General features: G+C 61.0%; 14 protein-coding genes. 2 read left to right on the top strand and 12 right to left on the bottom strand.

The features are described 5' to 3' along the window. Positions 1-65 precede the first annotated feature (65 nt). Both LJX92_RS12915 and LJX92_RS12910 read right to left on the bottom strand, forming a co-directional pair. Entirely contained in the window at positions 66-2324 is a 2259-nt protein-coding gene (locus LJX92_RS12915; protein ID WP_228309865.1) for an ATP-dependent DNA helicase, read from the bottom strand. Then, positions 2321-3967 (bottom strand): VRR-NUC domain-containing protein, encoded by a 1647-nt coding sequence (locus LJX92_RS12910; RefSeq protein ID WP_032875265.1) that lies wholly within the window; start codon positions 3965-3967, stop codon positions 2321-2323. Before LJX92_RS12910 ends, LJX92_RS12915 begins: the two co-directional genes overlap by 4 nt. A gap of 188 nt (positions 3968-4155) precedes the next feature. Here LJX92_RS12910 and LJX92_RS12905 point away from each other — a divergent pair, with 188 nt between their 5' ends. Next, the gene (locus tag LJX92_RS12905; RefSeq protein ID WP_005788446.1) at positions 4156-4380 is read left to right on the top strand and encodes a YgdI/YgdR family lipoprotein; all 225 of its coding nucleotides are present in this window, start codon (positions 4156-4158) and stop codon (positions 4378-4380) included. 71 nt (positions 4381-4451) lie between these two features. On the opposite strand, the gene LJX92_RS12900 is transcribed toward LJX92_RS12905, so the two are convergent. The 10 genes from LJX92_RS12900 to LJX92_RS12855 all read right to left on the bottom strand — a co-directional run bounded on the left by LJX92_RS12900 (position 4452) and on the right by LJX92_RS12855 (position 21432). After that, entirely contained in the window at positions 4452-5876 is a 1425-nt protein-coding gene (locus tag LJX92_RS12900; RefSeq protein ID WP_223018277.1) for a lipase, read from the bottom strand. Between the two features lie 128 nt (positions 5877-6004). Further along, positions 6005-9112 carry an autotransporter outer membrane beta-barrel domain-containing protein gene (locus LJX92_RS12895; RefSeq protein ID WP_223018276.1) on the bottom strand — a complete coding sequence of 1036 codons (3108 nt, stop codon included), beginning with the start codon at positions 9110-9112 and terminating at the stop codon, positions 6005-6007. A gap of 114 nt (positions 9113-9226) precedes the next feature. Then, positions 9227-12184 (bottom strand): autotransporter serine protease, encoded by a 2958-nt coding sequence (locus tag LJX92_RS12890; RefSeq protein WP_228309864.1) that lies wholly within the window; start codon positions 12182-12184, stop codon positions 9227-9229. 45 nt (positions 12185-12229) lie between these two features. Beyond that, positions 12230-13570 carry a TolC family outer membrane protein gene (locus LJX92_RS12885; protein ID WP_005788450.1) on the bottom strand — a complete coding sequence of 447 codons (1341 nt, stop codon included), beginning with the start codon at positions 13568-13570 and terminating at the stop codon, positions 12230-12232. 2 nt (positions 13571-13572) lie between these two features. Continuing rightward, on the bottom strand, positions 13573-14886 hold the full coding sequence (locus LJX92_RS12880) for an HlyD family type I secretion periplasmic adaptor subunit (RefSeq protein WP_005788451.1): 1314 nt from the start codon (positions 14884-14886) through the stop codon (positions 13573-13575). After that, positions 14883-16637, bottom strand: coding sequence for a type I secretion system permease/ATPase (locus tag LJX92_RS12875; RefSeq protein WP_228309863.1), 1755 nt, complete (start codon positions 16635-16637; stop codon positions 14883-14885). Before LJX92_RS12875 ends, LJX92_RS12880 begins: the two co-directional genes overlap by 4 nt. Before the next feature lie 99 nt (positions 16638-16736). Next, positions 16737-17105, bottom strand: coding sequence for an AprI/Inh family metalloprotease inhibitor (locus tag LJX92_RS12870; RefSeq protein WP_032875255.1), 369 nt, complete (start codon positions 17103-17105; stop codon positions 16737-16739). 46 nt (positions 17106-17151) lie between these two features. Continuing rightward, positions 17152-18585 carry a serralysin family metalloprotease gene (locus tag LJX92_RS12865; protein WP_005788454.1) on the bottom strand — a complete coding sequence of 478 codons (1434 nt, stop codon included), beginning with the start codon at positions 18583-18585 and terminating at the stop codon, positions 17152-17154. A gap of 366 nt (positions 18586-18951) precedes the next feature. After that, on the bottom strand, positions 18952-20058 hold the full coding sequence (locus LJX92_RS12860) for a P1 family peptidase (protein WP_032875253.1): 1107 nt from the start codon (positions 20056-20058) through the stop codon (positions 18952-18954). Positions 20059-20067: 9 nt separating this feature from the next. Then, positions 20068-21432 (bottom strand): APC family permease, encoded by a 1365-nt coding sequence (locus LJX92_RS12855; RefSeq protein ID WP_005788456.1) that lies wholly within the window; start codon positions 21430-21432, stop codon positions 20068-20070. A gap of 199 nt (positions 21433-21631) precedes the next feature. Between LJX92_RS12855 and LJX92_RS12850 the strand changes: the two genes are divergently transcribed. Then, the gene (locus tag LJX92_RS12850; protein ID WP_005788457.1) at positions 21632-22417 is read left to right on the top strand and encodes a helix-turn-helix transcriptional regulator; all 786 of its coding nucleotides are present in this window, start codon (positions 21632-21634) and stop codon (positions 22415-22417) included. The last annotated feature ends 1 nt before the right edge of the window (position 22418 follow it).

Here is a 22418-nt window from a genome sequence, read left to right as displayed (position 1 = left end):
ACTGGCTGGCAGATACGCCGCAATCGGGAGCAAGCCCCCTCCCACATTTGAATCGCCGTAATCTGTCAAACATTGATCGCCCACCACCTCGGCAGCAACTGTCGAACCCGTGCCTCGCCAAAGCGGTCATCGATCAGCATTACCACGCCGCGATCGTGCTGGCTGCGGATCACCCTCCCCGCCGCTTGCACCACCTTCTGGATGCCGGGATACAGGTAGGTGTAGTCATACCCCGCGCCGAAAACCTCGCCCATGCGTGCCTTGATCTGTTCATTCACCGGGTTGAGTTGCGGCAAGCCCAGGGTGGCAATAAAAGCGCCAATCAAACGCGCCCCCGGTAGGTCGATACCTTCGCCAAACGCGCCGCCCAATACCGCAAAACCGATGCCTTGGCTGTGCTGGGTGAACTGGTCCAGGAACGCCTGGCGCTCGGCCTCGGCCATGCCGCGTGACTGCAGCCACAGTGCAATCTGCGGGTGTCGTTCGGCGAGTAACTGCGCCACTTGCTGCAGGTAATCGAAGCTGGAGAAAAACGCCAGGTAGTTGCCCGGCTGCTCGGCAAATTGCCGGGCGATCAATTCCACAATAGGTTCCAGCGACGCCTGGCGGTGCACAAAGCGTGTAGAGATGCGCTCAACGATGCTGACCTGCAATTGCTCGGCCTTGAACGGCGACTCTACATCGACCCAGGCAGTATCCGCCGGCAACCCGAGTAAATCGGCGTAATAGTGGCGTGGGCTCAGGGTCGCGGAAAACAGCACGCTGCTGCGAGCCGCCGTCAATCGGGGCCGGATGAATTCGGCCGGCACCACATTACGCAGGCACAGGGTCGAGCTACTGCGCTTGCCACTGAACTGGCGCTTGCTGATGTCGAAGATGAAGTGTTCGTTGAATAGCTCGGCCACCTTGGAAAATTGCAGTGCTTCAAAGTAGAAGGCTTGCAGGTCGCCATTGAGGGACTCGGGGTGATCGTTGAAGTAGTCGCCCATGGCGCTGGTGCACAGGCTCAGGGCCTGTAGCAGTTTGTCGGGCCGGGTGGCATAGGCCTGATACGGCGCGACTTGTTCCTTGTGCAACGCGTTGCACTCGCGGTTCAGGCGCTGCAAGGGTTTGTTCAGCGGCTCGGGCGCGGTATCGCGCAAGGTCTTGAGGCTGTATTGGTCGAGGCTGGCGCTGTACATCGAACGGGCGCGTTCCACCAGGTTATGGGCCTCGTCGACCAGCGTCGCAACACGCCATTGGTTCAACTGCGCCAGGCCGAATAACAGGGCGCCGAAGTCGAAAAAATAGTTGTAGTCGGCGACCACCAGGTCGGCCCAGCGCGCCATTTCCTGGCTGAGGTAATACGGGCACACGTCATGGGCCAGCGCCACACTGCGCAGGCTGCGCTGATCGAGCAGGCGAACCCTGGACGCGGCATGGCGGGCGGCGGGCAAGCGGTCGTAAAAACCCTTGGCCAGTGGGCAGGAATCACCATGGCAGGCTTTATCCAGGTGTTCGCACGCCTTGTCCCGTGCAACCAGCTCAAGTACACGCAGCGGCAGATCCGGACTGCTGTCGTACAGCACCTGGGCGGCATCCAGGGCGAGCTTGCGCCCCGGCGTTTTGGCGGTAAGGAAGAACACCTTGTCCAGCTGCTGCGGCGCCAGCGCCTTGAGCATCGGGAAGAGGGTACCGACGGTCTTGCCGATGCCCGTGGGCGCCTGGGCCATCAGGCAACGACCGGTGCTGACCGCCTTGTAGACCGACTCGGCCAACGTACGCTGCCCGGGACGAAAATCGGCATGGGGAAATGCCAGGGCTTGGGCGGCCTTGTTGCGCTTATCGCGGTGCTGCATTTCCAATTGGGCCCAGTCGAGGAACAACGCACATTGCTGATTGAAAAAGCGCTCAAGCTGCGCCGCCTCGAAACGTTGGTTCAGCAGCGTCTCGCCTTCGCCAACGATATCGAAGTACACCAGCGCCAAGTCGATTTCGCCGAGGCCGAGCTTCTGGCACATCAGCCAGCCATACACCTTGACCTGGGCCCAGTGCAGTTGCCGATGGTTGGCGGGCTGGGCAGAGAGGTCGCCGCGGTAGGTTTTGACTTCTTCAAGGCGGTTGGCGTCGGGGTCGTAGCCGTCCGCCCTGCCCCGCACGTTGAGCTGCTGGTATTGCCCCTCCAGGGCGACTTCATTCTGGTAGTGCGCGCTGCGCCGGGACGCCACCGTACGGTGGCCGACGATACCTTCCTGGGCGCTGGGCGACGGGGTAAAGCGCAGGTCAAGGTCGCCGACCTTGGCCGTGAACTCACACAGCGCCCGTACGGCCACGCTGTAACTCAAGCGGGTTGCTCCGCCCAGCGCACGTAACAGACGGTGACCGGCATCTGGTACTCGCCGCAAAATTGCAGCCAGCGCAATTGGTTGTCTTGCAGGCGGTCGCCCGGGCCCTTGACCTCGATCATGCGGTAGGTTTTTTGTGCAGGCCAGAACTGGATCAGGTCCGGCATTCCGGTGCGGTTGGCGCGGATATCCAGCAGCAGGCGTGTGAACCAATGGCGCAGGTGCTCGGCGGGCAGGCAGGCCAGGGCTTGCTCCAACAGCTCTTCGCTGAGCAGGTTCCAAAACACGAAAGGTGATTGGATACCCCATTTGTCCAGAAAACGTTGGCGGATGGTGGCCTTGTAGCGCTCATCCCCCAGTTGCTCGAAACACGCAGCAAACAACGCCTCGCGGCGTTGATGGAAGTCTTCGCTGTGCAGGTCCGCCGGCCCACGCTGGAACGGATGGAAGAACGCGCCCGGCAGTGGCGCGAAAATCGCTTCCCAGCACAACAGGCCGAACAGCGAGTTGATCAACCCATTCTCGACGTAATGCACCGGTGCCTCGGGCTCGTTCAGGTGCGCCTGGACGCAGTATTCCACCGACATCAGCGGCGCCTGGGCGAGTGCCAGGTCAAGGCGTGCAACCGCTTGCGGCTTGGCCTTGGGCAACGCCGGTTCGCCGAGTTTGCGGCGCAGGCGCGGCAATACACGCAGCAAGTGCTGTTGTTCAGCGGCGCTTTCCGGGGCCTGCTGGGCTGCAGTGGCCAGGGCCAGCGCTCGGGCGTAATCCTCTTGGCGCTCAACGACCCGGATCAACCGCGCACGTGCACCGGGATAGGCGCAGGCAAGGTAGATCTGTTCAGCCAGCGCAAGCTCGGCGCAGCGCTCGCAATACTGGCCGATCTGGAACAACAGCTTGGCGCGGCGTTTTTCCAGCCAGGGGTTGTCGGTGCACAGGCCAGCGATCTGCACCAGCAGCGTGTCTAATGCCTCACCGGCTTCAAACGCTTGCTGGCACTGGTGCAGGAACAGGAACCCCACCACGTCGTCACGCGTGCGTAACCCGCGGGACTCGGCGCAAATCTCGACTTTTTCATAGGTGTAGATGCCCAGGTCTGCCAGCACGAACTCGGACCAGTCCTGGTGCAGGTTGCCAAAGAACATCAAGCGCAGGCGATCACACAACGCCATGACCGTAAGGCTATAGAGCACATCATCCAAGCCCGGGCACCATTGAGCAAAACTGCGCGGCTCGCTGAACTGCGCCGCCAGCGGTTCGAGCCAGGTGGCCTTGTTGCCCTTGGGCTGATCGATCCAGGGCCTGAACGCGCCGAGGATTTCGCCCTTTTGCAGCAAGGCGAACAAGGTGGCAAACGGCAGCGGGCTTTGGTCATCCACCCATCCCAGTTCTCGTAATGGGCCCGCGGCCGCATGGGGGCAGCCGATTTCCACATAATTAAGCTTGGCGCCGCGAAAATGCACACCCTTGCGCATCACCATGCGCACCAATAACGCCTGGGACGCCTGGGGCAACCTGTCAAATTGCTGAATGAAATGCTGTTCGTCCGCATCGAGCAGATCGGCATAGCGTTGCCCCAGCCAGGCCAGGACCTGGCGGAAGTTATGCAGGTAATACAAGGGGTCTTCGAGGGGGTTGGCCATGGCGCAAGGGAGTCAAATACTGGTTATGCATACAGAGTGCCGATGCAAAGCCGTTGTTGCAATCGGTAATAGATAAATGGCGCCTGCAACTTTTTGCAAAAAAACGATCAGATGAGGGAGTTGATCGCGTAACATTTATAGCCCACAGCCAGACGCTGCGGGACTTTTCAGGGTTAAAGGTAAGGGTTATGAACATGAAGAATTTGGGTCTGCCGCTGGTTGCACTCACTTTTCTGGTATTGGCCGGTTGCTCCACGCAAACGGTAGTGACATTGCAAAATGGCACGCAGTATTTGACCAAGGACACGCCCAACGCCAAGACAGCCGACGGCTTCTATGAATTTACCGATATCGCCGGCAAGCGCATTCGCATCAAGGCCGATGATGTAGCCACGGTGCGCAAGGAAAACTAATCTTCGAATCAACACCGATCAAATGTGGGAGGGGGCAGGCCCCCTCCCACAGTTTTCAACCGCATTCCAACTTAAGCGATAACAATCCCCTCCCCCGACAGACTGCTCACGCCCACCAACGTCACCGAATCGGCACCAAAACTGATCACCGTATCCCCGCCAACCACCTTGGTGTGATCGCGATAATCGGTACTGCCCTGCACATCGTTGAACACCAGCTTGTCTGTCGACTGATAGCCAATCACTCGATCATTACCAAACTGCCCACTGAACAAAAACGTGTTATGCCCGCTGCTGTCGCGGATCGTATCATTACCCTTGCCGCCTTCGATAAAGTCCGCCCCCCTGCCGCCCTTGATCAGGTCGTCGCCGTCGCTGCCGATGATAAAGGTATTGCCCTTGTGCGCCTCGGCGTTGCGGTTCAAGTCCTGCACCCAGGTGTTGGCCCGTGCCGGATCGGACAGGTTGGCGACGATCACTGTGGAGTCACGGGTCATCTGCTCGTAGAAGCCGGACTCGAGGATGCGCGTCATGCCGTCGCCATAACCGGTGGGCAAGTGCGAGACCCAGGTCGGCAGGTTGAGGATGGAAAACGGCAGCACGTTCCACAGTGCGGAAGCGTAGTGGTCGTTGAAGCTGACAATATTGTCGGTGCTCGATTCGTGGGGTTTGTCGTGTACGCCCAGGGACGACAGGTTGAATGAGGAACCGTCCAGCGCCCGGAATACCGGGTCGTTTTCGTAGCCGACGTTAAGCACCTTGTCGCCGGCGCTTTGGGTGGGCGACGCATAGGCTACGTAATTGGAATCGGTGTAGAACCCTGACCATTTGCTCCCGCTCAGATCCGCCATGCTGTTGACCGCAAGGCCGCCCAGGCTGTGGCCGCTGACCACCACATCCTTGCCGCTCAGGCCCTGGGCGCTGGCATAGTCAGCGACGTCGCCGAGCAAGTTGCCAAACGCCTCGCCAGCGTAATTTTTTGCATAGTCCTTGGGACCGAATGCAGCAAGCAGGTCACTGATCACATCCCCGATGGAATCGGTGATCAGGCTTTCCCGTGGCCCCGAGGTGCCACGGAAGCCGATGCCGATTTCCAGCAGTTTGCCGGCGTCATCGTATTTGCCCAGCACTTCCACTTGGGCGGTACCGTAGGCAGCCTTTTCGCCAAAGAAGGTGCCACGGGCATCGACCTTGCCGGTATAGCCCAGGGTGCTGGCGCTGATGGGGGTCCAACCGGCCTGTTGCACTGCGTCGAGGGCGGCTTTTTCTGAATCCGGGTTCCACGGGATCCCGGGAATCACGCCTTGGGCGTTGCCGCTGCCAATCAGCGCGCTCACCAGCGTGGCCGGCAGGCCAAGGCCCAAGCCGTTGTTCTGGTAACCCACGGCAAAGCCGTTATCCAGGTTGTGGTAGGAATACATCGTGATCGCCATCGCATCGGCGAACAACGTTTTGGAACCCTCGGTGCCGAGGTTTTTATAGTCAAAGATACCCATTGGTAGTGCCTCTCTGTTGTTGGATTTGTAGAGAAAGCCAAAACACCTGTTATCCGTTACCTACTGTAGGAGTGAGCTTCTGTGGCGAGGGAGCTTGCTCCCTCGCCACAACCAACTACACCTGACCTTTAGAACGCCCAGTCCAGGCTCAAGCCGACGCCGTGCACCTTCTCTTTGCTGGCCAGCAGGCCGTTGTAGTCAAAGTTCACCCGCGCATCCTTGCTCAACGCCAGGCTGACCCGTGCCCCAACCAGTGCGGCATCCCGCACCATCGGCGCACTTTCGACCGCGAACGACGGGCCACCCGAGGCAAACGCCAGGTGTTGCTCGGAATCGGTGCTGCTCAGGTTGTGCTGCCAGCCCAGAGTGCCGGAGACTTCCAATTGCTGGTGGTCGTTGACGTTGAAGGTCTTCAAGGCGCGCACACCCAAGGTGCTCAACACCAGGTCGCGGCTGTCGTCGCCACTTTTCAGCGCAGCGGCATCGCCCTTCTCTTTGAAGCTGTCCGTGTCCAGGTGCACATAGGCCAGGTTGGCGAACGGCTCCAGGGCCAGCGGTTGCAGGTTGATGCGATACGCCGCTTCGGTGAACACCTGGGTGCTGTGCGCATCGACCTTGGCCTTTTGCTTGCCGGCGACATCGCCGTATTGCAGGTCGCGCTTCACATCGGCGCGGTGCCAGCTGTAGGTCGCCCCACCGCTCAGGCGCCAGGCGCCGATTTCATGCCCGGCATAAGCACCGAAGTGGTAGCTGTCGACCGAGGCGCGGCTATGGGTGTCACTGCCCATGTTCAGCGAGGTATCGCTGTAACCCGCGACCAGGCCAATGCGCGTGGCGTCGTCGAGGGCACCGTCCACCCCGGCAAGCATCCCGCCGATGGAGGTGTTATAGCCAGCGGTGTCGCTGCGGCTGTCGGTCTTGCCCCAGGCGCCCAGGGCCTTGACCCATACGTTGCCACGGCTGTCGATGGCTTGGCTGGTTGCGCCCATCTCGCCATTGCGCAAGCGCTCGCCCACTGCTTCGCGTACATAACGGCTGTCATTGACCAATGCAGTTTGCAGCGCCGGATAGACTTCACCGCTCAGTTGCTGGAACGCGCCCTGGGCCGAAGCGGCCGTCGGTGCCAACAGCAAGCTTTCATACACGCCATTGCCCGCACCCAATTGCTCAGCGGCTGCGGCCACGGCGCGTTGGTTCGGTGTAGCAGCAACACTGGCGAAGCTGTTGGTGCGTGTCACGTCTAACTGCACACCGTTGGCCGCGTAATTCAAGGTGCCGCCGACAAACAGATAGTTGGGCAGTACGGCACCAAAACTGCCGGTGACACCGCCCGCCGCTTGCAGGATGTTGTACTGACGGCCGATCAGGCTTTGGGCCTGGGTTGCACTCAACAGTGTCGGGCTGTTTTCCAGGGCCAGGGTTACGGTGCCGCCATTGAGCGTGGCGGTACCCCCGGCGACGATACGGTCGCTGCTGGTAGGCGATAATTCCACAGCGTAGGTCGAGCCCGGGTTGAAGGTGACATTACCTGCCACGTTCAGGGTGCCAATGGAATTGCCCGGCGCCACGGCGCCGCCGCTATTTGCCGTCAGCGAGCCGATACGCCCCGAGCCACCGATTACGCCGGTCTGGCTGACGATGACATCGGAGGTGACCGAACCGTTGACCGCCAGCAAGCCCTGGTTGACCAGGGTCGGGCCGCTGTAGGTGTTGGCGCCGGCCAGCACCAGGGTGCCGATGCCCTGCTTGGTCAAGCCGCCATGGCCTGAAATGTTGTTGCTCCACACATCCAGCCCGCAGTGCACGTCGTTGCAAATGCGCTGGGTCGGTTTGCCCGCGTCCACCACCGCACCGACGCCCGGCAGGTCCGCGACGAACTGGCCGCTGCCATAGGCGCCCTCAATGCGGAACTCGGCAGGAATGTCCTCGGCGGTGATAAACATCCCCGGGCCGTTGACCGCCTTGCCCAGGTTGATCATGCCCCAGCCATACAGCGAGTCGATACCCGGCGCGCCGAGGTCAGTGGCCGTGGTCTTGAGCACCGTGGAGATCTGGTCGCCGCTCATGTACTCGAAGCGCTCCATCAGCACCGCTGCTGCACCCGCCACATGGGGGGCGGCCATGGAGGTGCCGTTTTTGTTGGCCCAGTCGGTGGTCAGGTTGTTCAGGTCGGTGCCGTTGATGATCGAGCTGTAGATCTTGGTACCGGGTGCCGACACGCAAAAACTCGCCGCATAGCCGCAACGTGAAGAGAAGGTGCTGATCACATACGGATCAGGGCTGGCGGTGTCCGGGTTCTGCTGCAATGCCGCCACCGACAGCCAGTTCGGCGCAATCTCCGGCACAAAATACGCCAGGCCGGAAATCGCGTCCGGGTTGTTGCGGTTGTAGTCGTTACCGGCGGCAAAGATGGTCAGCACACCACTGCGGGCCGCGTCGATGGCGCCTTGATAAGCACCACCTGCGATCGTGCCGAGGATCGGCCGGATCGTATTGAACTGCGCCTGGGCTTCATTCACGGTGAAATTGGGGAACGCCGGATCGCGGCCGCCCTTGGCGTACTGGTCACCGATGCCGATACCCCAGCTGTTGTTGATGATGCGTGCGCCGCTGGCAACCAACCCGTCCCAGCCGGCCTTGTAAACCGCGCCATCGTTGCCGAGGATAATCCCGTCTTCCGGGCCCGGGTCACCGTTTTCGGCGGTGAGGATTTGCGCATTGAACGCCACGCCATGCATCGGCCCGCCATCGCGGTTACCCGCAGCAATGCCGCCGACGTGGGTGCCGTGGTTACCCAGCTTGCCGTTGGAGTCCTTGGACGGCGTGCCGTCGTAGCGGAACGCATCACCGGCCTTCACCGGGATATACGGGTCGGTATATTGGCGAATGCCCTCGGTGACAATCGTCACCACCTTGTCGGGGCTGGCGAATTCCGGGTGCTGGGCATACACCGGCTGGTCAAAGATCCCCAGCTTGACGCCCTTGCCGGTGTAGCCGGCGGCATACGCGGTGTCGGCATGCACGGCGCCCAAGCCCCAGTCGGCCTTGAACTCGTTGCTGCGCCAACTGGCGGCATCACCCAGCTTGCCGGTTTCCACATAGGGTGCAGCCTGAGCGGTTCCCAGGCTTGCCAGGCAACACAGCAACGCGCCGTATGGCACGCAGCTCAGCGCCTTGAGCGGGTAGCCCGGGCCGGTGTGGATGGCGGTAGTTAACCCTGACTTGCGTTTTTTCACGGTGACCTTCCTTAGTTTTCTTATTGCACGTGTGTAAATCACTTTCTCCAGAACACCGCCGATTCAATGTGGGCGCTGGCTTGCCTGCTCCCACATTTTTTGTTCGCGGTGTCTTCAGAACTGCCAGTTCAGGCTCAAACCCACACCCTGGGTTTTCGCGCGGCCACCCAACTGGCCGTTGTAATCCAGGTTGACCCGCGTCGCGGCATTCAGCGCCAGGCTGGCTTGCAGCCCCACCAAAGCAGCGTCACGCAGCAACGGCGCACTGCGCACGGCGAATGAAGGCCCGCCTGCGACAAACGCCAAGTGCTCTTCGGATTCCACGGCGGTGAGGCTGTGTTGCCAGCCCAACGAACCGGAGAGTTCCAGTTGCTGGTGGTCATTGAGGGCCAGGGTTTTCAATGCCCGTACGCCAAGGGTGCTGAGCACCGCATCGCGGCGGTCACTGCCGCGTTCCAGGGCGGCGGCATCGCCTTTTTCGTGGAACGACTCGCTGTTCAGGTGCACATAGGCCAGGTTGGCGAACGGTTCCAAGGCCACCGCTTGCAGGCGGATGCGGTACGCTGCTTCGGTGAAGACTTGCGCTGTGGTCGCATCCAGCTTGGTTTTTTGCTTGCCGCTGACATCACCCCATTGCAGGTCGCGCTTCACATCCCCGCGATGCCAGCTGTAGGCACCGCCGACACTCAAGCGCCAGTCGCCCAGCTCGCGCCCGGCATACGCGCCGAAGTGGTAGCTGTCGATGGATGCCGATGAGTGCGTGCCGCTGCCCATATTCAAGGAGCTGTCGCTGTAACCGGCGACAACACCCACGCGGGTCTGCTCATCCAGTGCGCCATCCACGCCCGCCAGCAGGCCGCCGATGGAGGTGGTCGAACCGGCCGTTTCGCTGCGGCTGTCACTCTTGCCCCAGGCACCGAGCGCCTTGAACCACAGGTTGCTTTCGCCGCTCACTGGTACGTGGCGCAGGCGCTCGCCCACGGCATTGCGCAGTTGCAGGCTGTCGTTGATCAGCATCGCGCCGACGGCGGGGTAGATTTCACCGGACAGTTGCTGCAAACCCTGCTGGGCGATGGCGACTGACTGCGACTGCAACAGGCTTTCATACACCGGGTTGCTGGCGCCCAATTGCTCGGCAGCCGCCGCCACGTTGCGCTGGTTACGGGTGGCGGCGACGCTGGCAAAACTCGCGTCGTTGCGCCCCACGTTCAGTTGCACAGCGTTGGCGGCATAGTCGAGGGTGCCACCGAGGAACAGGTAGTTGGGTAGCACTTGGCCAAACTGGCCCTGGATGCCGCCCGCGGCCTCAAGGATCGAGTATTGCCGGCCGATCAGGCTTTGGACCTGACTTTGACTGAGTAACGTGGGGCTGTTTTCCAGCGCCAAGGTGACGGTGCCGCCGCCCAGGACCGCCTTGCCGCCCGCGACAATACGGTCGCTGCTGGTGGGCGTCAGTTCCACTGCATAGGTCGAGCCCGCGCCGAGGTTCACATCTCCCGCTACCTGCAAGGTGCCCACGGAATTGCCCGGTGCCACGCGGCCGCCGTTGTTTACCGACAACGCGGCGATACGCCCGGAACCGCCAAGGGTGCCGCTGTCATTCACGGTGACTGCCGAGGTCAGCGAACCGTTCACCGCCAACAGGCCGCCATTGACGATAGTGGCGCCCCGATAGGTGCTGTCACCGCTGAGGACCAGGCTGCCGGCGCCGGACTTGATCAGGCTGCCTTCATACACACGGTTCGCCGCCGCCTGGTCGCGGGCGTTGCCGATGGCGTAGTCGGTCTGGTCCTGCTGGCTGGCGGTGGCGCTCACGCCGTTCTGCCAGCCCTTGTCGATCAGGGTTTGCTGCCAGGTGCTGTGCTCGGCGCGGTCCTCGGCCTGGCGCGCAAGCAAGGCCTGGTCGGAGATGCCGTTGCTCCACACATCACCCTGCCCGGCTGCCAGGTTCACATCCATGGCTCCCAGCAGTTGACCCGGGCCGTGCATCGCCCTGCCGAGGTCCGGCACGCCCCAACCGACGATTGCGTTGGGCGCCTGGGTGATCGAACCGTCAAGCTGCGTGGCAGTGGTCAGCAACACCTGCAACGCTTGCTCGTTGGTCATATAGGGATAGCGCTCCATCACCAGCGCCAACGCCCCGGTGGCATGGGGTGCCGACATCGAGGTGCCGGATTTGACCCCATAACCACCGTCGGGAATAGTGCTGTTGATCAGCGCGCCGGGCGTGGAAATGCACCAGTATTTGGCGATACCGCACTTGTTGTATTTCTGGTTATTAGCCTTATCCAGCCCCGACACTGCCAGCCAGTGGCCTTCCAGTTCCGGCTGAAAATACGGCAAGGCCGAGCGCACGCTGGCATTGGCATAGCCGCTGTTGCCGGCGCTGAACACGTTGATCACCCCGGCCTTGGCCACATCCGCCGCGGCGTCCAGCCAGGTGCCACGGTTGTAGTGCTGGGCATAGGCGGCGTGCAGGTCACCGAGGGTCTGGTAGCTGACATCCTTGGGCTGGCTGCCCCAACTGTTGTTGATGGCGCGCACGCCGGAATCCACCATCGCGGTGTATACCGTCTTGAAGTACTTGGGGTCTGGCGTCGGGCCGAACAGGAAGCTGTCGTTGGCGTTGGTGTTGCCCACATAGACTTGCGCGTTGTACGCCACGCCGTGCATGCCCACGCCGTCGCGGGCGGCGCCCATGGTGCCGGTGACATGAGTACCGTGGGAATCGTTGTTGGGGTTGAGCGCGCCCGTGGTGCTGAACGCGCTGCCGTCGACATAGGTGCCGGTGGCGGTCACCGCATGAAAGCGGTCTTTGGAGGCTTCGGGGTGATTGGCATCGAAGCCCGAGTCCAGCGCGCCGATTTTCACGCCTTGGCCACTGATCCCGGCGGCGTAGGCTTCATCGGCCTTCATACGGCCCAGGCCCCAATCGCTTTGGTATTCGGCCGAACGCCAACTGGCCGGGTTACCCGCTTGGCCGGTCTCGGTGTATTGCGCCTGTGCCGCAACGGACAACAACAGCAATGAACCTGCGGTGAAGGGTTTGAAACGCGGTGAATCAGTGATCATCTGCACACTCCTGATTATTGTTATTCCCCTTATAGGAGCGAACTCCTACAGGTTTTTATCCGGGCCGAAGGCCTCGTCTACCTTGGCCAGGTCGGTGTCGCGCAAGTTGCCCGCGTAGTAGTGCAATTTGGTCCAGGCCATCAGGTAGTCGTACCGCGCCTGGGCCAGGTCGCGGCGAGTGCTGTAGAGCTGCTGCTCGGCATTCAGCGCATCAAGGTTGACCCGCTCGCCACCAAGGATGCTCTGCTTGGTCGACACCACCAGCGCCTCGGCGGATACCAATGCCTTCTGGTAGGCACGCAGCTTGCTCACGCCCGACAGACATGCACTGAACTGGCGGCGCAGCTCGATCAGGGTTTCGCGGGTCTTGCCTTCCAGCTCGTACTCGGCCTGCTCCATTGCGCGGCTGGCCTGGCGGGTGGAGGCCGAAATGCCGCCACCGGCATACAGCGGCATGCTCACTTCGACGCCAATAGTGTTGGTGTCGTAGCGCTGGTTGTAGGTGTTGCCGCTGTCGGACTCCTGTTTGCGCGACGTGGCATACGCGGTGATTCGCGGCAAATGCCCGGCACGATTGCGTTCCACTTCATAGCGCGCCACTTCCAGCGACTGACGCTGTGAAGCCAGCACCGGGTTGTTGGTGAGCGCCAGCTCATGCCAGGTGTCGTAATTGGCCGGGGTCAGGGTGAACGCGGCAAAGCTCTGGTTCAGCGGCGCCAGGTCGTTGATGTTGACGCTTTGCACGCCGATCAACGCGCCCAGCTCCCTGAGTGACGCATCCTGCTCATCCAGGGCCTGGATCTCTTCGGCAGTGGCCAGCTCGTAGCGCGACTCGGCTTCAAGGATGTCCGTGCGCGTGCCCTCGCCGGCCTTGAACAAGTGCTCGTTCTGCTGGAATTGCTGCTCGAAGGCCTTTTTCTTTGCCCGGGCGATGTCGATCTGATCCTGGGCAAACAGCGCCTGGGTGTAATAGCTCAACACCCGCACCAGCAGCGCCTGGCTCTTGTCGCGAAAGCTTTCATCGGCAAACAGCGCTTGGGCCACGCCCTTGCGGTAGTTGGCATAGGCTTCGTAATCAAACAACGGTTGTTGCAGGCTGAAGGTGGAGCCGTAGCTGTTGTAGTTGCGGTCGTCCCTATAGCTGCCGCCGCGCCCGTCGGGCAGATGCGCCTCGGAGTTGTTGCGGCCCTTGTTGTAGTTGTAGGACAGCCTCGGCAGCAGCCCGGCGCGGCCGATGGTGCGGTTTTCCAGGCCGGCGTCGCGCTCCTTGATCGCGCCGAGGAACACCGGATCGTTGCGCAGCGCCTGCTCGTAAACATCGAACGGGCCCATGGCGGCCTGGGCACTGCCACACACCAGCAATAGCGAAATGAACACTGGCTTCATGCTCATTCCTCAGTCAACGCGGAGCCGGCGCGATCCAGCAGCGGCTTGAACAGGTAATTGAGCAATGACCGCTCGCCGGTACGCACGAACATCTCGGCAGGCATGCCGGGCTTGATCACCAAACCGTGGAGTTTTTCCATCGCCGCGTCGCTGACGCTGGTGCGCAGCACGTAATACGGGGCGCCTGTTTTTTCATCGAGCATCTGGTCGGCGGAAATCAGGCTGACTTCGCCCGGTACCCGTGGCGTGCGGCTCTGGTTGAAGGCGGTGAAGAGGATGTCGACGGGCAAGTGCGTGCCGACCTTGTCCACCAGATGCACCGGTAGATGCCCTTCGACTTCCAGGCGCGTGCCCTGGGGCACGATTTCCAACAGGGTTTCCCCGGCGCGCACCACGGCGCCTTCGGTGTGCACGCTGAGGTTGACGGCGATGCCATCGGCCGGCGCGTTGATTTCGCTGTGTTGCAGGTTGAACCCCGCAGACGTGAGTTGCTGTTCCAGGGTCAGGCTGCGCAATTGCGCGTCGGCCAATTGGCTGCGCACCTCTTTTTGATACTCCTCGCTGTGCTGCTGCAATTTGAGCCGCGACTCGACAATGCCCTGCTCTATCCGGCCGCTTTCACCGGCGTTTTGCGCCAGGTCCTGCTGCACCTGAGACAACTGGCGCTGGTAGTCCATCAGCCGGTTGCGCGGGATGTAGCCGTTGTCGGCCAAGGGTTGCAGATTGCTCAGTTGCGCGCGCAGGGATTGGGCCTGGGCGGTCAAGTCACTGCGGGCACGGCGCATACCGCTCAACTGTGAGGTAGCGCCTTCGATGCTGGCGCGAATCCCGGCTTGTTCACGGGCGAAGGCGTCGCGGCGGCTGCTGAACAGCTGGCGCTGGCCTTCCAGCACCAACGCCAGGGCTGGATCAGGATTGGCGCTCAGCTCGGTGGGAAAGGTAATGCTCGGCAGATTGTCGCGCTCGCTCTGCCAACGGGCCACACTGGCCCAGGCCATGCGGTACTGCGCTTGCAGGGATTGTACGTCGGCCTGGTTCTGGGTCTGGTCGAGACGAAACAGCGGCTGGCCCTGCTTGACCAGTTCGCCCTCCTTGACCAGGATGCGGCTGACCACACCGGGGCTGAAGGTTTGCACGGCCTTGCGCTTGCCCGACACCACCACGGTGCCTTGCACCGGGATGCCCTGATCCAACGGTGCCAGGCTGGCCCAGAGGAAAAAACCACCGGCACCGACGACCGTCATCAGCCAGCCCATACGCACGAAGAAGCGGGCATCGCGCTCTTTGAAACGAGGTTCTACCGTAATACTGCTCATGCGCCTGGGTTCCTTGCGGCCGGGTACTGACGACTGAAACTGACACCGGTTTTCTCTTTCGGCGCTTCCTGCTGTTGCCCGGACAACGCCCGCAGCACTTCCTGGCTGGGCCCGAACGCTTGCAGATGGCCGTCGCCAAGCACCAGCAATTTGTCGGCCTGGGCCAATGCCGAGGAGCGATGCGTCACCAGCACGACGCTGCTGCCTTGGGCTTTCATCTGCACGATGGCGCTGGCCAACGCCGCTTCGCCGACCGTATCAAGGTTGGAGTTGGGCTCATCCAGCACAATCAGGCGCGGCCCGCCGTACAGGGCGCGGGCCAGGGCCACGCGTTGTTTCTGGCCACCGGACAGGCCGCCGCCGTTATCGCCCAGCACCGTGTCGTAGCCTTGGGGCAGGCGCAGGATCAGTTCATGCACACCGGCCTGTTGCGCGGCCTTGACCACCAGCTCCGGGTCGGCCTCGCGAAAGCGTGCGATGTTGTCGGCGATGCTGCCGCTGAACAGCTCGATGTCCTGGGGCAAATAGCCGATGTGCGGGCCGAGGTCGTCGCGGTCCCAACGGTGAATGTCCGCGCCGTCCAGCCGCACGGTGCCGGCCAGGGTCGGCCACACGCCCACCAGCACGCGGGCCAGGGTGGACTTGCCGGAGCCCGACGCGCCCAGCACGCCCAGCACTTCACCGGCCGCCAGGTTGAAACTGACTTGATGCAAGGTCGCCATGTGCCGCCCCGGTGGGCCAGCACTGACCTGTTCGAAACTGACCTGGCCCTTGGGCGCCGGCAAGGCCATTTGCTCGCCCTCTGGCGGGAATTCACGCAGCAGCCCATCAAGGCGCTGGTAAGCCAGCTTGGCCGAACTCCATTGCTTCCACACCGCGATCAGCTGGTCGATGGGGCTGAGTACGCGGCCCATCAGGATGGAGCCTGCGATCATCATCCCGGCGGTCATCTGGCCCTTGATCACCAGGTAGGCGCCCAGCCCCAATACCAAAGATTGCAGGCACAGGCGCAGGGATTTGCTCAGAGAGGTAATGACCGACCCGGTATCGCTGGCGGTGTTCTGGAAGCCCAGAAACTGCGAATGCACCCCGAACCAGCGTTTGCGCAACGCACCGAGCATACCCATCGCCTGGATCGTCTCGGCGTTGTGCAGGTGGCTGGTGGCCAATTGGGTTGACTGCTGGGAAAACACACCCGCCTCGCCCAATGGTTTTTTGGTCAGGTATTCATTCAGGCAAGCCAGGGCAATCAGCAATACCGCGCCAGCCGTGGCCAGCACGCCGAGCCACACGTTGAAGAGGAAAATCACGAACAGATAGATCGGGAACCATGGCGCATCAAAGAACGCGAACAACGCAGGCCCGGTGATGAATTGACGCAGCGCGGTCAGGTCGCCCAGGGATTGCCCGGCATGACCCTGGCCGCGTTGCAGGTTGCGTTCGAATGCGGCCTTGTACACGCGCAGATTGAAACGCCGCTCCAACTGGCTGCCAATGCGAATCACGATAAAGCTGCGGATAACTTCAAGCAGGCCAATAAACGCAAAGAAGCCCACGACCATCAGCGTCAACATCACCAGGGTGGTTTCATTCTGGGAGGACAACACACGGTCATACACTTGCAACATGTAAATCGACGGCACCAGCATCAGCAGGTTAATCAATGCCGTGAAACAGCCAACGCTGATCAAAATACTCTTGTATTCACCCAGCGCCCTGAATAAGGGCGCGACCCCTTGGGACTTCGCCATATTGTTTTATCTTCCTGGAGCGCACTGCACGTAATAGTCGCCCTGCCGAGGAAGCGCACGGCCAACTGCTAAATCGAGTTATATGCTTATAACTTTTAACTAAGGCATTCGTTTCAGCTCGACAACTTGCCCGGTTTTAGTGCGGGCTTGATATTCGCCTTCTTTCTGGCGATTCAAATGCGTGATCCCTGAGCCTTCGGCGTTAAACAGCCAAATGCCGTCCGGCGTTGGCGACCACGTCTGTGGCTTGTCGCCCAGCCATTGCTCCACACAAGCGATATCGCCTCCCAGGGCATTGGCCTGTTCCAATAAATCCAGCGCGCATACCTGGTCCTGCTGCTTCAATTGCCAATGCCCCGCCAACTGGGCGGAGGTCGGTAATACAAGACTGCTAGCCATTGCGTGGGCTCCTGCCAAAACGAACAACACCTGCGAAGCACAGGCGATCAAATGAGAAAAACGTGGCATATAAAGCTCCATCCTGGAGCGCGGCGCCGAGGCGCCGCGCCGTGCATCAGGCCACGATGTCGCTGACGGCTGCCTGGCCAACGGTGGTGACGAGGAAATCCGCCACGCCGTGCCCGGAGAAGTCCACGGCCAAGGTGCCCAGGTTAGTACCCGAGGCATAGCTCAGCACAGCATCGCCGGCATGGCCGGTGAACGCATTGACGAAGCTCAAGCCCGCACCCTTGGTGATGCCCGACAGATCGATCTTGTCGGAACCGGAGGTGAAGTCAAAGATCTTGTCCGCAGCCCCTGGCTTGGAATCGGAACTGGCACCGTACACGAAGGTATCGCTGCCGGCCCCGCCCCACAGTTGGTCCGCACCGCCGCCGCCGTAGATGAGGTCGTTGCCGGCCCCGCCCTTGATGGTGTTGGCGACTTGGTTACCAATGATCAGGTCGTTGCCCGAACCGCCGAATGCGTTCTCGATGGTGACGCCCTTGGCGATCGACACGTTGCCGACCAGGCCGCCAACATCGGAGAACGAGGTGGCAGTGAGGTTGATCTTCTGGTTTTGAGTGAAGCCAGAGAAGTCCAGGGTGTCGTTGCCGCCACCGTCCCACACCGAGAACACCAGCTTGTCGGCGTTGGATGTGGCGCTGAGGAAATCACGCCCGGTGTTGGAGTTGAACCCGTAGGTGGTGTCGCCGGCGCGGGTGTTGAGGTTGGCACCGTAGAGCTTCTGGATCGCGGCGATGTCGTCGATCAGCGGGCCGGAAGCGTAAGCCTCGACGCCACCTTTGCTGAAGTTCTGGTTGGTGTTGCTCTCGCTCCAGTAACTCATGAGGCTATAGCCACGCGTGTCCTGTCCATAGGTCGCGTCGTTATAGGTCGGGTTGCCGTTCCCGGCGTTGTAGTCGCCAGGGTGAGCCAGGCCCAGGGTGTGGCCGATTTCGTGGGTCAGGGTCTGCCGACCATAGTTGTTCAGGTCCGGAGTCTTGTTCGGCGTGTAGCTGTTGTTGGTCAGGTACCACGAGGTGCCATCGTAGCCCGCACCGGTGCCGGGCAGGTAAGCGAAGGCCGCGGCGCCGTCCTGGCCGCTGCTGTAGTTGCCGAAGGTCATGTGACCGTCACCGCCGGAAGCCTTTTCGGTAAAGGTTACGTTGGCGACATCCGACCAGGATTGCATGGCCAGTGCGGCCTGTGCTTTCTGCTGGGCGTTGAACTGGCTGAACCCTGAGATGCCATGTTTGTTCATGGTGCTCTGGGTAGCCGAGGTGAGGAAGGTGTAGGTCAGATCGATCTTGCCGTTGCCATCAAAGTCCCGATACGCGGCGCCATCCCGCAGCAGCTGGGTCGCTGCCTGGTCCACGGTGTAGGACGGTTTGCCATTGACTGTGAGGTTACCGCCACGGTCATACAAATGGCTGAAGCTATCGATTTGCGAGTAAGCAGTGCTGGCTTGCGCGGCAGATACAATAGCTTTGTCTTTTACTTTTGACATAAACGTACTTCCTTGTTTGCAAGTGCATCAGTCTTTGTTCGATAGGAACCTCGCGGGCGAGGATAGTCCTATCACTCACCTCTTTTGAAGGCGTAAGAAAACTGACACAACTTGAAATCTTTCGTCTACATCTATTTCCACAGCAAAAATGTGACACAGGTTCAACTTGAGGAAGTCCCACGCAGTGTTTACTGGGAACGCTTGCTTTTACCCGCCGAATTCGAGCGCCGCATTATTTAAATATTAAATAGCAGTAAAGCCGCTCCAAGTTGAGCGGCGCACTTGAGTAATGGATCCAATATATTGTCACGGTGTCATTAGCGGCATTAAATAGCCACTACTTGCACTATTAAAGTGCAGTGTCCCCTATTGCCGGGGCACACTCCAGCCACACTTGTGCAATGCTGCCAAGAGGGTCTCGCCGGCCAGGCCAGGCACCTGGACACCCGCCTGTGTGGTCATGTCTTCCCCTGCCAGCATCGCGTTGATGATTGCTTCTTCCACTGCCTCCGCCGCCGCGCTGAACAGTGGAGAAATATGATCGTTATTGACCATATGCAACGCGGTACGCAGCGGCAGGTCCTTGCGCCCGTAGTCCGCCTGCGGCAAATCCTGATTACCGGTGGCAAAGGCCAGAAACAAGTCACCGCTGGAATCCTCGGTGCCGCCACCGGTGCGTGCGATACCGATGGACGCCCGCTGCGCCAGGCGTTGGCACTGATGGGGCAGCAACGGCGCGTCGGTGGCGATAATCACCACGATGGACCCCATGCCGGGCGTGCCCTGCTCGGCAAAGGGCGAAGTGATGTCCATCAAATGTCGGCCCACCGGGTAGCCATCGACCCGCAGCTCCTGGCGCTTGCCATGGTTGGCCTGCACCAATACGCCGACGGTCCAGCCGCCCTGCTCCGCCGACAAGCGCCGGGATGCGCTGCCGATGCCGCCCTTGAACTCATGGCAGATCATCCCGGTGCCGCCGCCCACGGCGCCTTCCTGCACCGGGCCGGTTTCGGCATGGTCGAGTGCCTGGCGCACATGCTCAGGTTGCACATGCTGGCCCCAGATATCGTTGAGCAGGCCGTCATAGGTTTCCATGACCACCGGCATGCACCAGTACACCGCGGGGTCTTGCAGGCGTTCGCGCTCCAGGGCGATCAAGGTGTCACGCACGATCCCGACGCTGTGGGTGTTGGTGATGGCCATCGGCGTGGTCAACAATCCGGCCTCGTTGATCCACTCAAGGCCGGTGGCATCACCATTGCCGTTCAGCACGTGGTACCCGGCAAAACAGGGTTGATGCCGGGCCTCACCGGCGCGCGGCTGGACCACCGTCACGCCGGTACGCACCTGCTTGCCGTCGATACGCGTCTTGAGCGTGGTGTGGCCGACGCGAACCCCGGGAACATCGGTGATGGCATTCAATTCGCCAGGCGTGCCCAGCCCCAGCGTGATACCCAATTGACGTGCGCGCATACCCACTCCTTACAATTTCTGAAAGACCGGACTCGACCGGCCACTGATGCAATACAAAATCACCGACAGCGCCAGCAAGCCGATAATGACCATGATGTCGCGCATCGACGCCTCAAGGATCAAGGTCACTAACAGATACCCCGCGCCGAGCACCGCCAGCACGGCCGGCAACGGCCACAATGGCATGCGATAGGGATGTTCGCGATCACGCAGCAGCACCCGGCTCATCAGCGCGCTCAGCGCCACCACCAGGTACACCAGCATGATCAGCAACACGCTGAACGACGTCAGATCCGCCAGGTTCGAGCTGAAACTCAACAGCGCCGAAGGAATCGCCAGGAACAACGTAGCCAGCCACGGCGAATCCCAGCGCGGATGAATCCGCGTGAACAGCTTGTTGATACTCGGCGTCCACAGTGCATCGCGTCCGCTGCTGAACACCACCCGGCCGATCTGGATGACAATGGCCACAATTGCGTTGAACACCGACAGGAAAATCCCGGCACTGACCAACCGCGACAGGGTTTCATTACCGTGACTGGTCAACAGATAGCCAATGGGGTCGGGGCTGCTGATCATCTCACTCAGGGACGGCGCGCCGATCAAGAGTGCGGTGATTGGCACAAGTTCGATCACCACCACCAACCCCAGGGACCACAGCACCGCCTTGTGTACCCCCTTGCCGCCGCATTTCATGTCTTCAGCCAGCAACACCGCCGGGCCGTAGCCATTGAATGAGAACAGGCCAATACCGACGGCACCGATCACCAGGGCCCAGGGCGCGAGGTGCAACACGCCGTTTTCGACGATCTGCGGCTGGAACAATACGCTGGCCGGCTGCACCGGGTTGCCGAAGCCGATCACCACAATCACCAGCAACGCTGCCACTTCCAACAGCAGGCAGGTGCCGGTAATCCAGGCATTGAGCTTGATATTGAGAATGCCCAGGGCGTAGCTGCACACCACGATCACCAGGGCGACAGTTTGGGAGTCGAAGTTCGTACCCAAGGCATTATTCAGATAAGTCGCCGCACCAGTCGCCAATACCGGCGGGATAAACAGCAACATCACCAGCACCGTCAGGAACGTGGCGTAGCCGGCCATGCCACCAAACACGCGCTTGGCATACACATACTCGCCACCGGCACTGTTATGGGCGCGTCCGAGTTCGGCGTAACAGAAGGCGAACATCAACGCCAGCAACCCGGCCATCACAAACGCCAGGAACACGCCGCTGCCCGCTTGCTGAATGGCGAACGGGGCGATCACAAATACGGAACTGGCCGGCGTCACCGCGGAAACGGTGATAGCCACTACATCAAAGACGCTCAAGGTGGGCTTGAGCACGCCATCGGGCGTGGGGGTAGCGCTCATATCGTTATCCTCTGTCGTTGTTTTTGGTGTGAGGCAGAAACGAAAAATGATGTGTGTGTGCGGGATATGCTTCCCGTTGAATAGTGACGACGTTATCGGCTGGCGGGCCGGTAGGCCAATTCCCCTATTGGCGTACTCCCCTTGACGGTACCGGCTAAAAGCCGAACCCTTGGCCGATCTTTTGAGGGGAGCCAGTGATATGAGCCTGTTCCGGGAAATCGGCATGCACGCGGGATTGGGGCGCACCCTGTCACAAATCGGCACCGAACGGTTCTGGAAACAATTGGTGCTGTTATTGCACCAATGCCTGCCCTTCGATAACGCCCTGGCGATTTTCTACCCGCTGGACGGCCCGCCCCAGGCCCTTGAGGAGTACGACGCCCAGCCCAGCAGCAAACCGGCGTCGATGCTGGTGTACCTCAACGGTCTGTACCTGCTCGATCCGTTCTACCAGGCGTGCCGCGAGAACTATGCCAGCGGCGTGTACCGCCTGGAGGAAGTGGCGCCGGACCATTTTCGCCAGAGTGAGTACTTCCTCAACTACTTCCACGACAACGTGCTGGAAGACGAAGTGCAGTTGATCCTGCAATTGCCCGGCACGGGCACGCTTTCACTGTCCCTGGGTATGCAGCGACGCTTCAGCTTTGAGGAAACCGGGCTGTTGACCACATTGGCTGCTTGGGTGCTGCCATTGATGCAGCAGCACTGGCAGCAAAGCACTCAGCGAGCACCGGCAATAGACAGCCAGATTCGGGACGCGCTGAGTCATTTCGGCAGTGGTGTACTGTCGGACCGCGAGCTGGAAATCGCTCGCCTGGTGTTACGGGGTTTTTCCTCCAAGGCCATGGCCGAACGCCTCAAGATCTCGCCGGACACGGTCAAAGTGCACCGCAGGCACCTTTACGCCAAGCTCGATATCTCGTCACAGCCCGAGTTGTTTTCACTGTTTATCCAGTCGCTGGGGCATGACCTGGAGAACCCGTAGG

This window comes from Pseudomonas sp. HN8-3 (genome assembly GCF_020790195.1).
Lineage (GTDB): Bacteria > Pseudomonadota > Gammaproteobacteria > Pseudomonadales > Pseudomonadaceae > Aquipseudomonas > Aquipseudomonas synxantha_A.
Note: the sequence above shows the minus strand (reverse complement) of the source record. Positions and strands in the feature narration are given on the sequence as shown.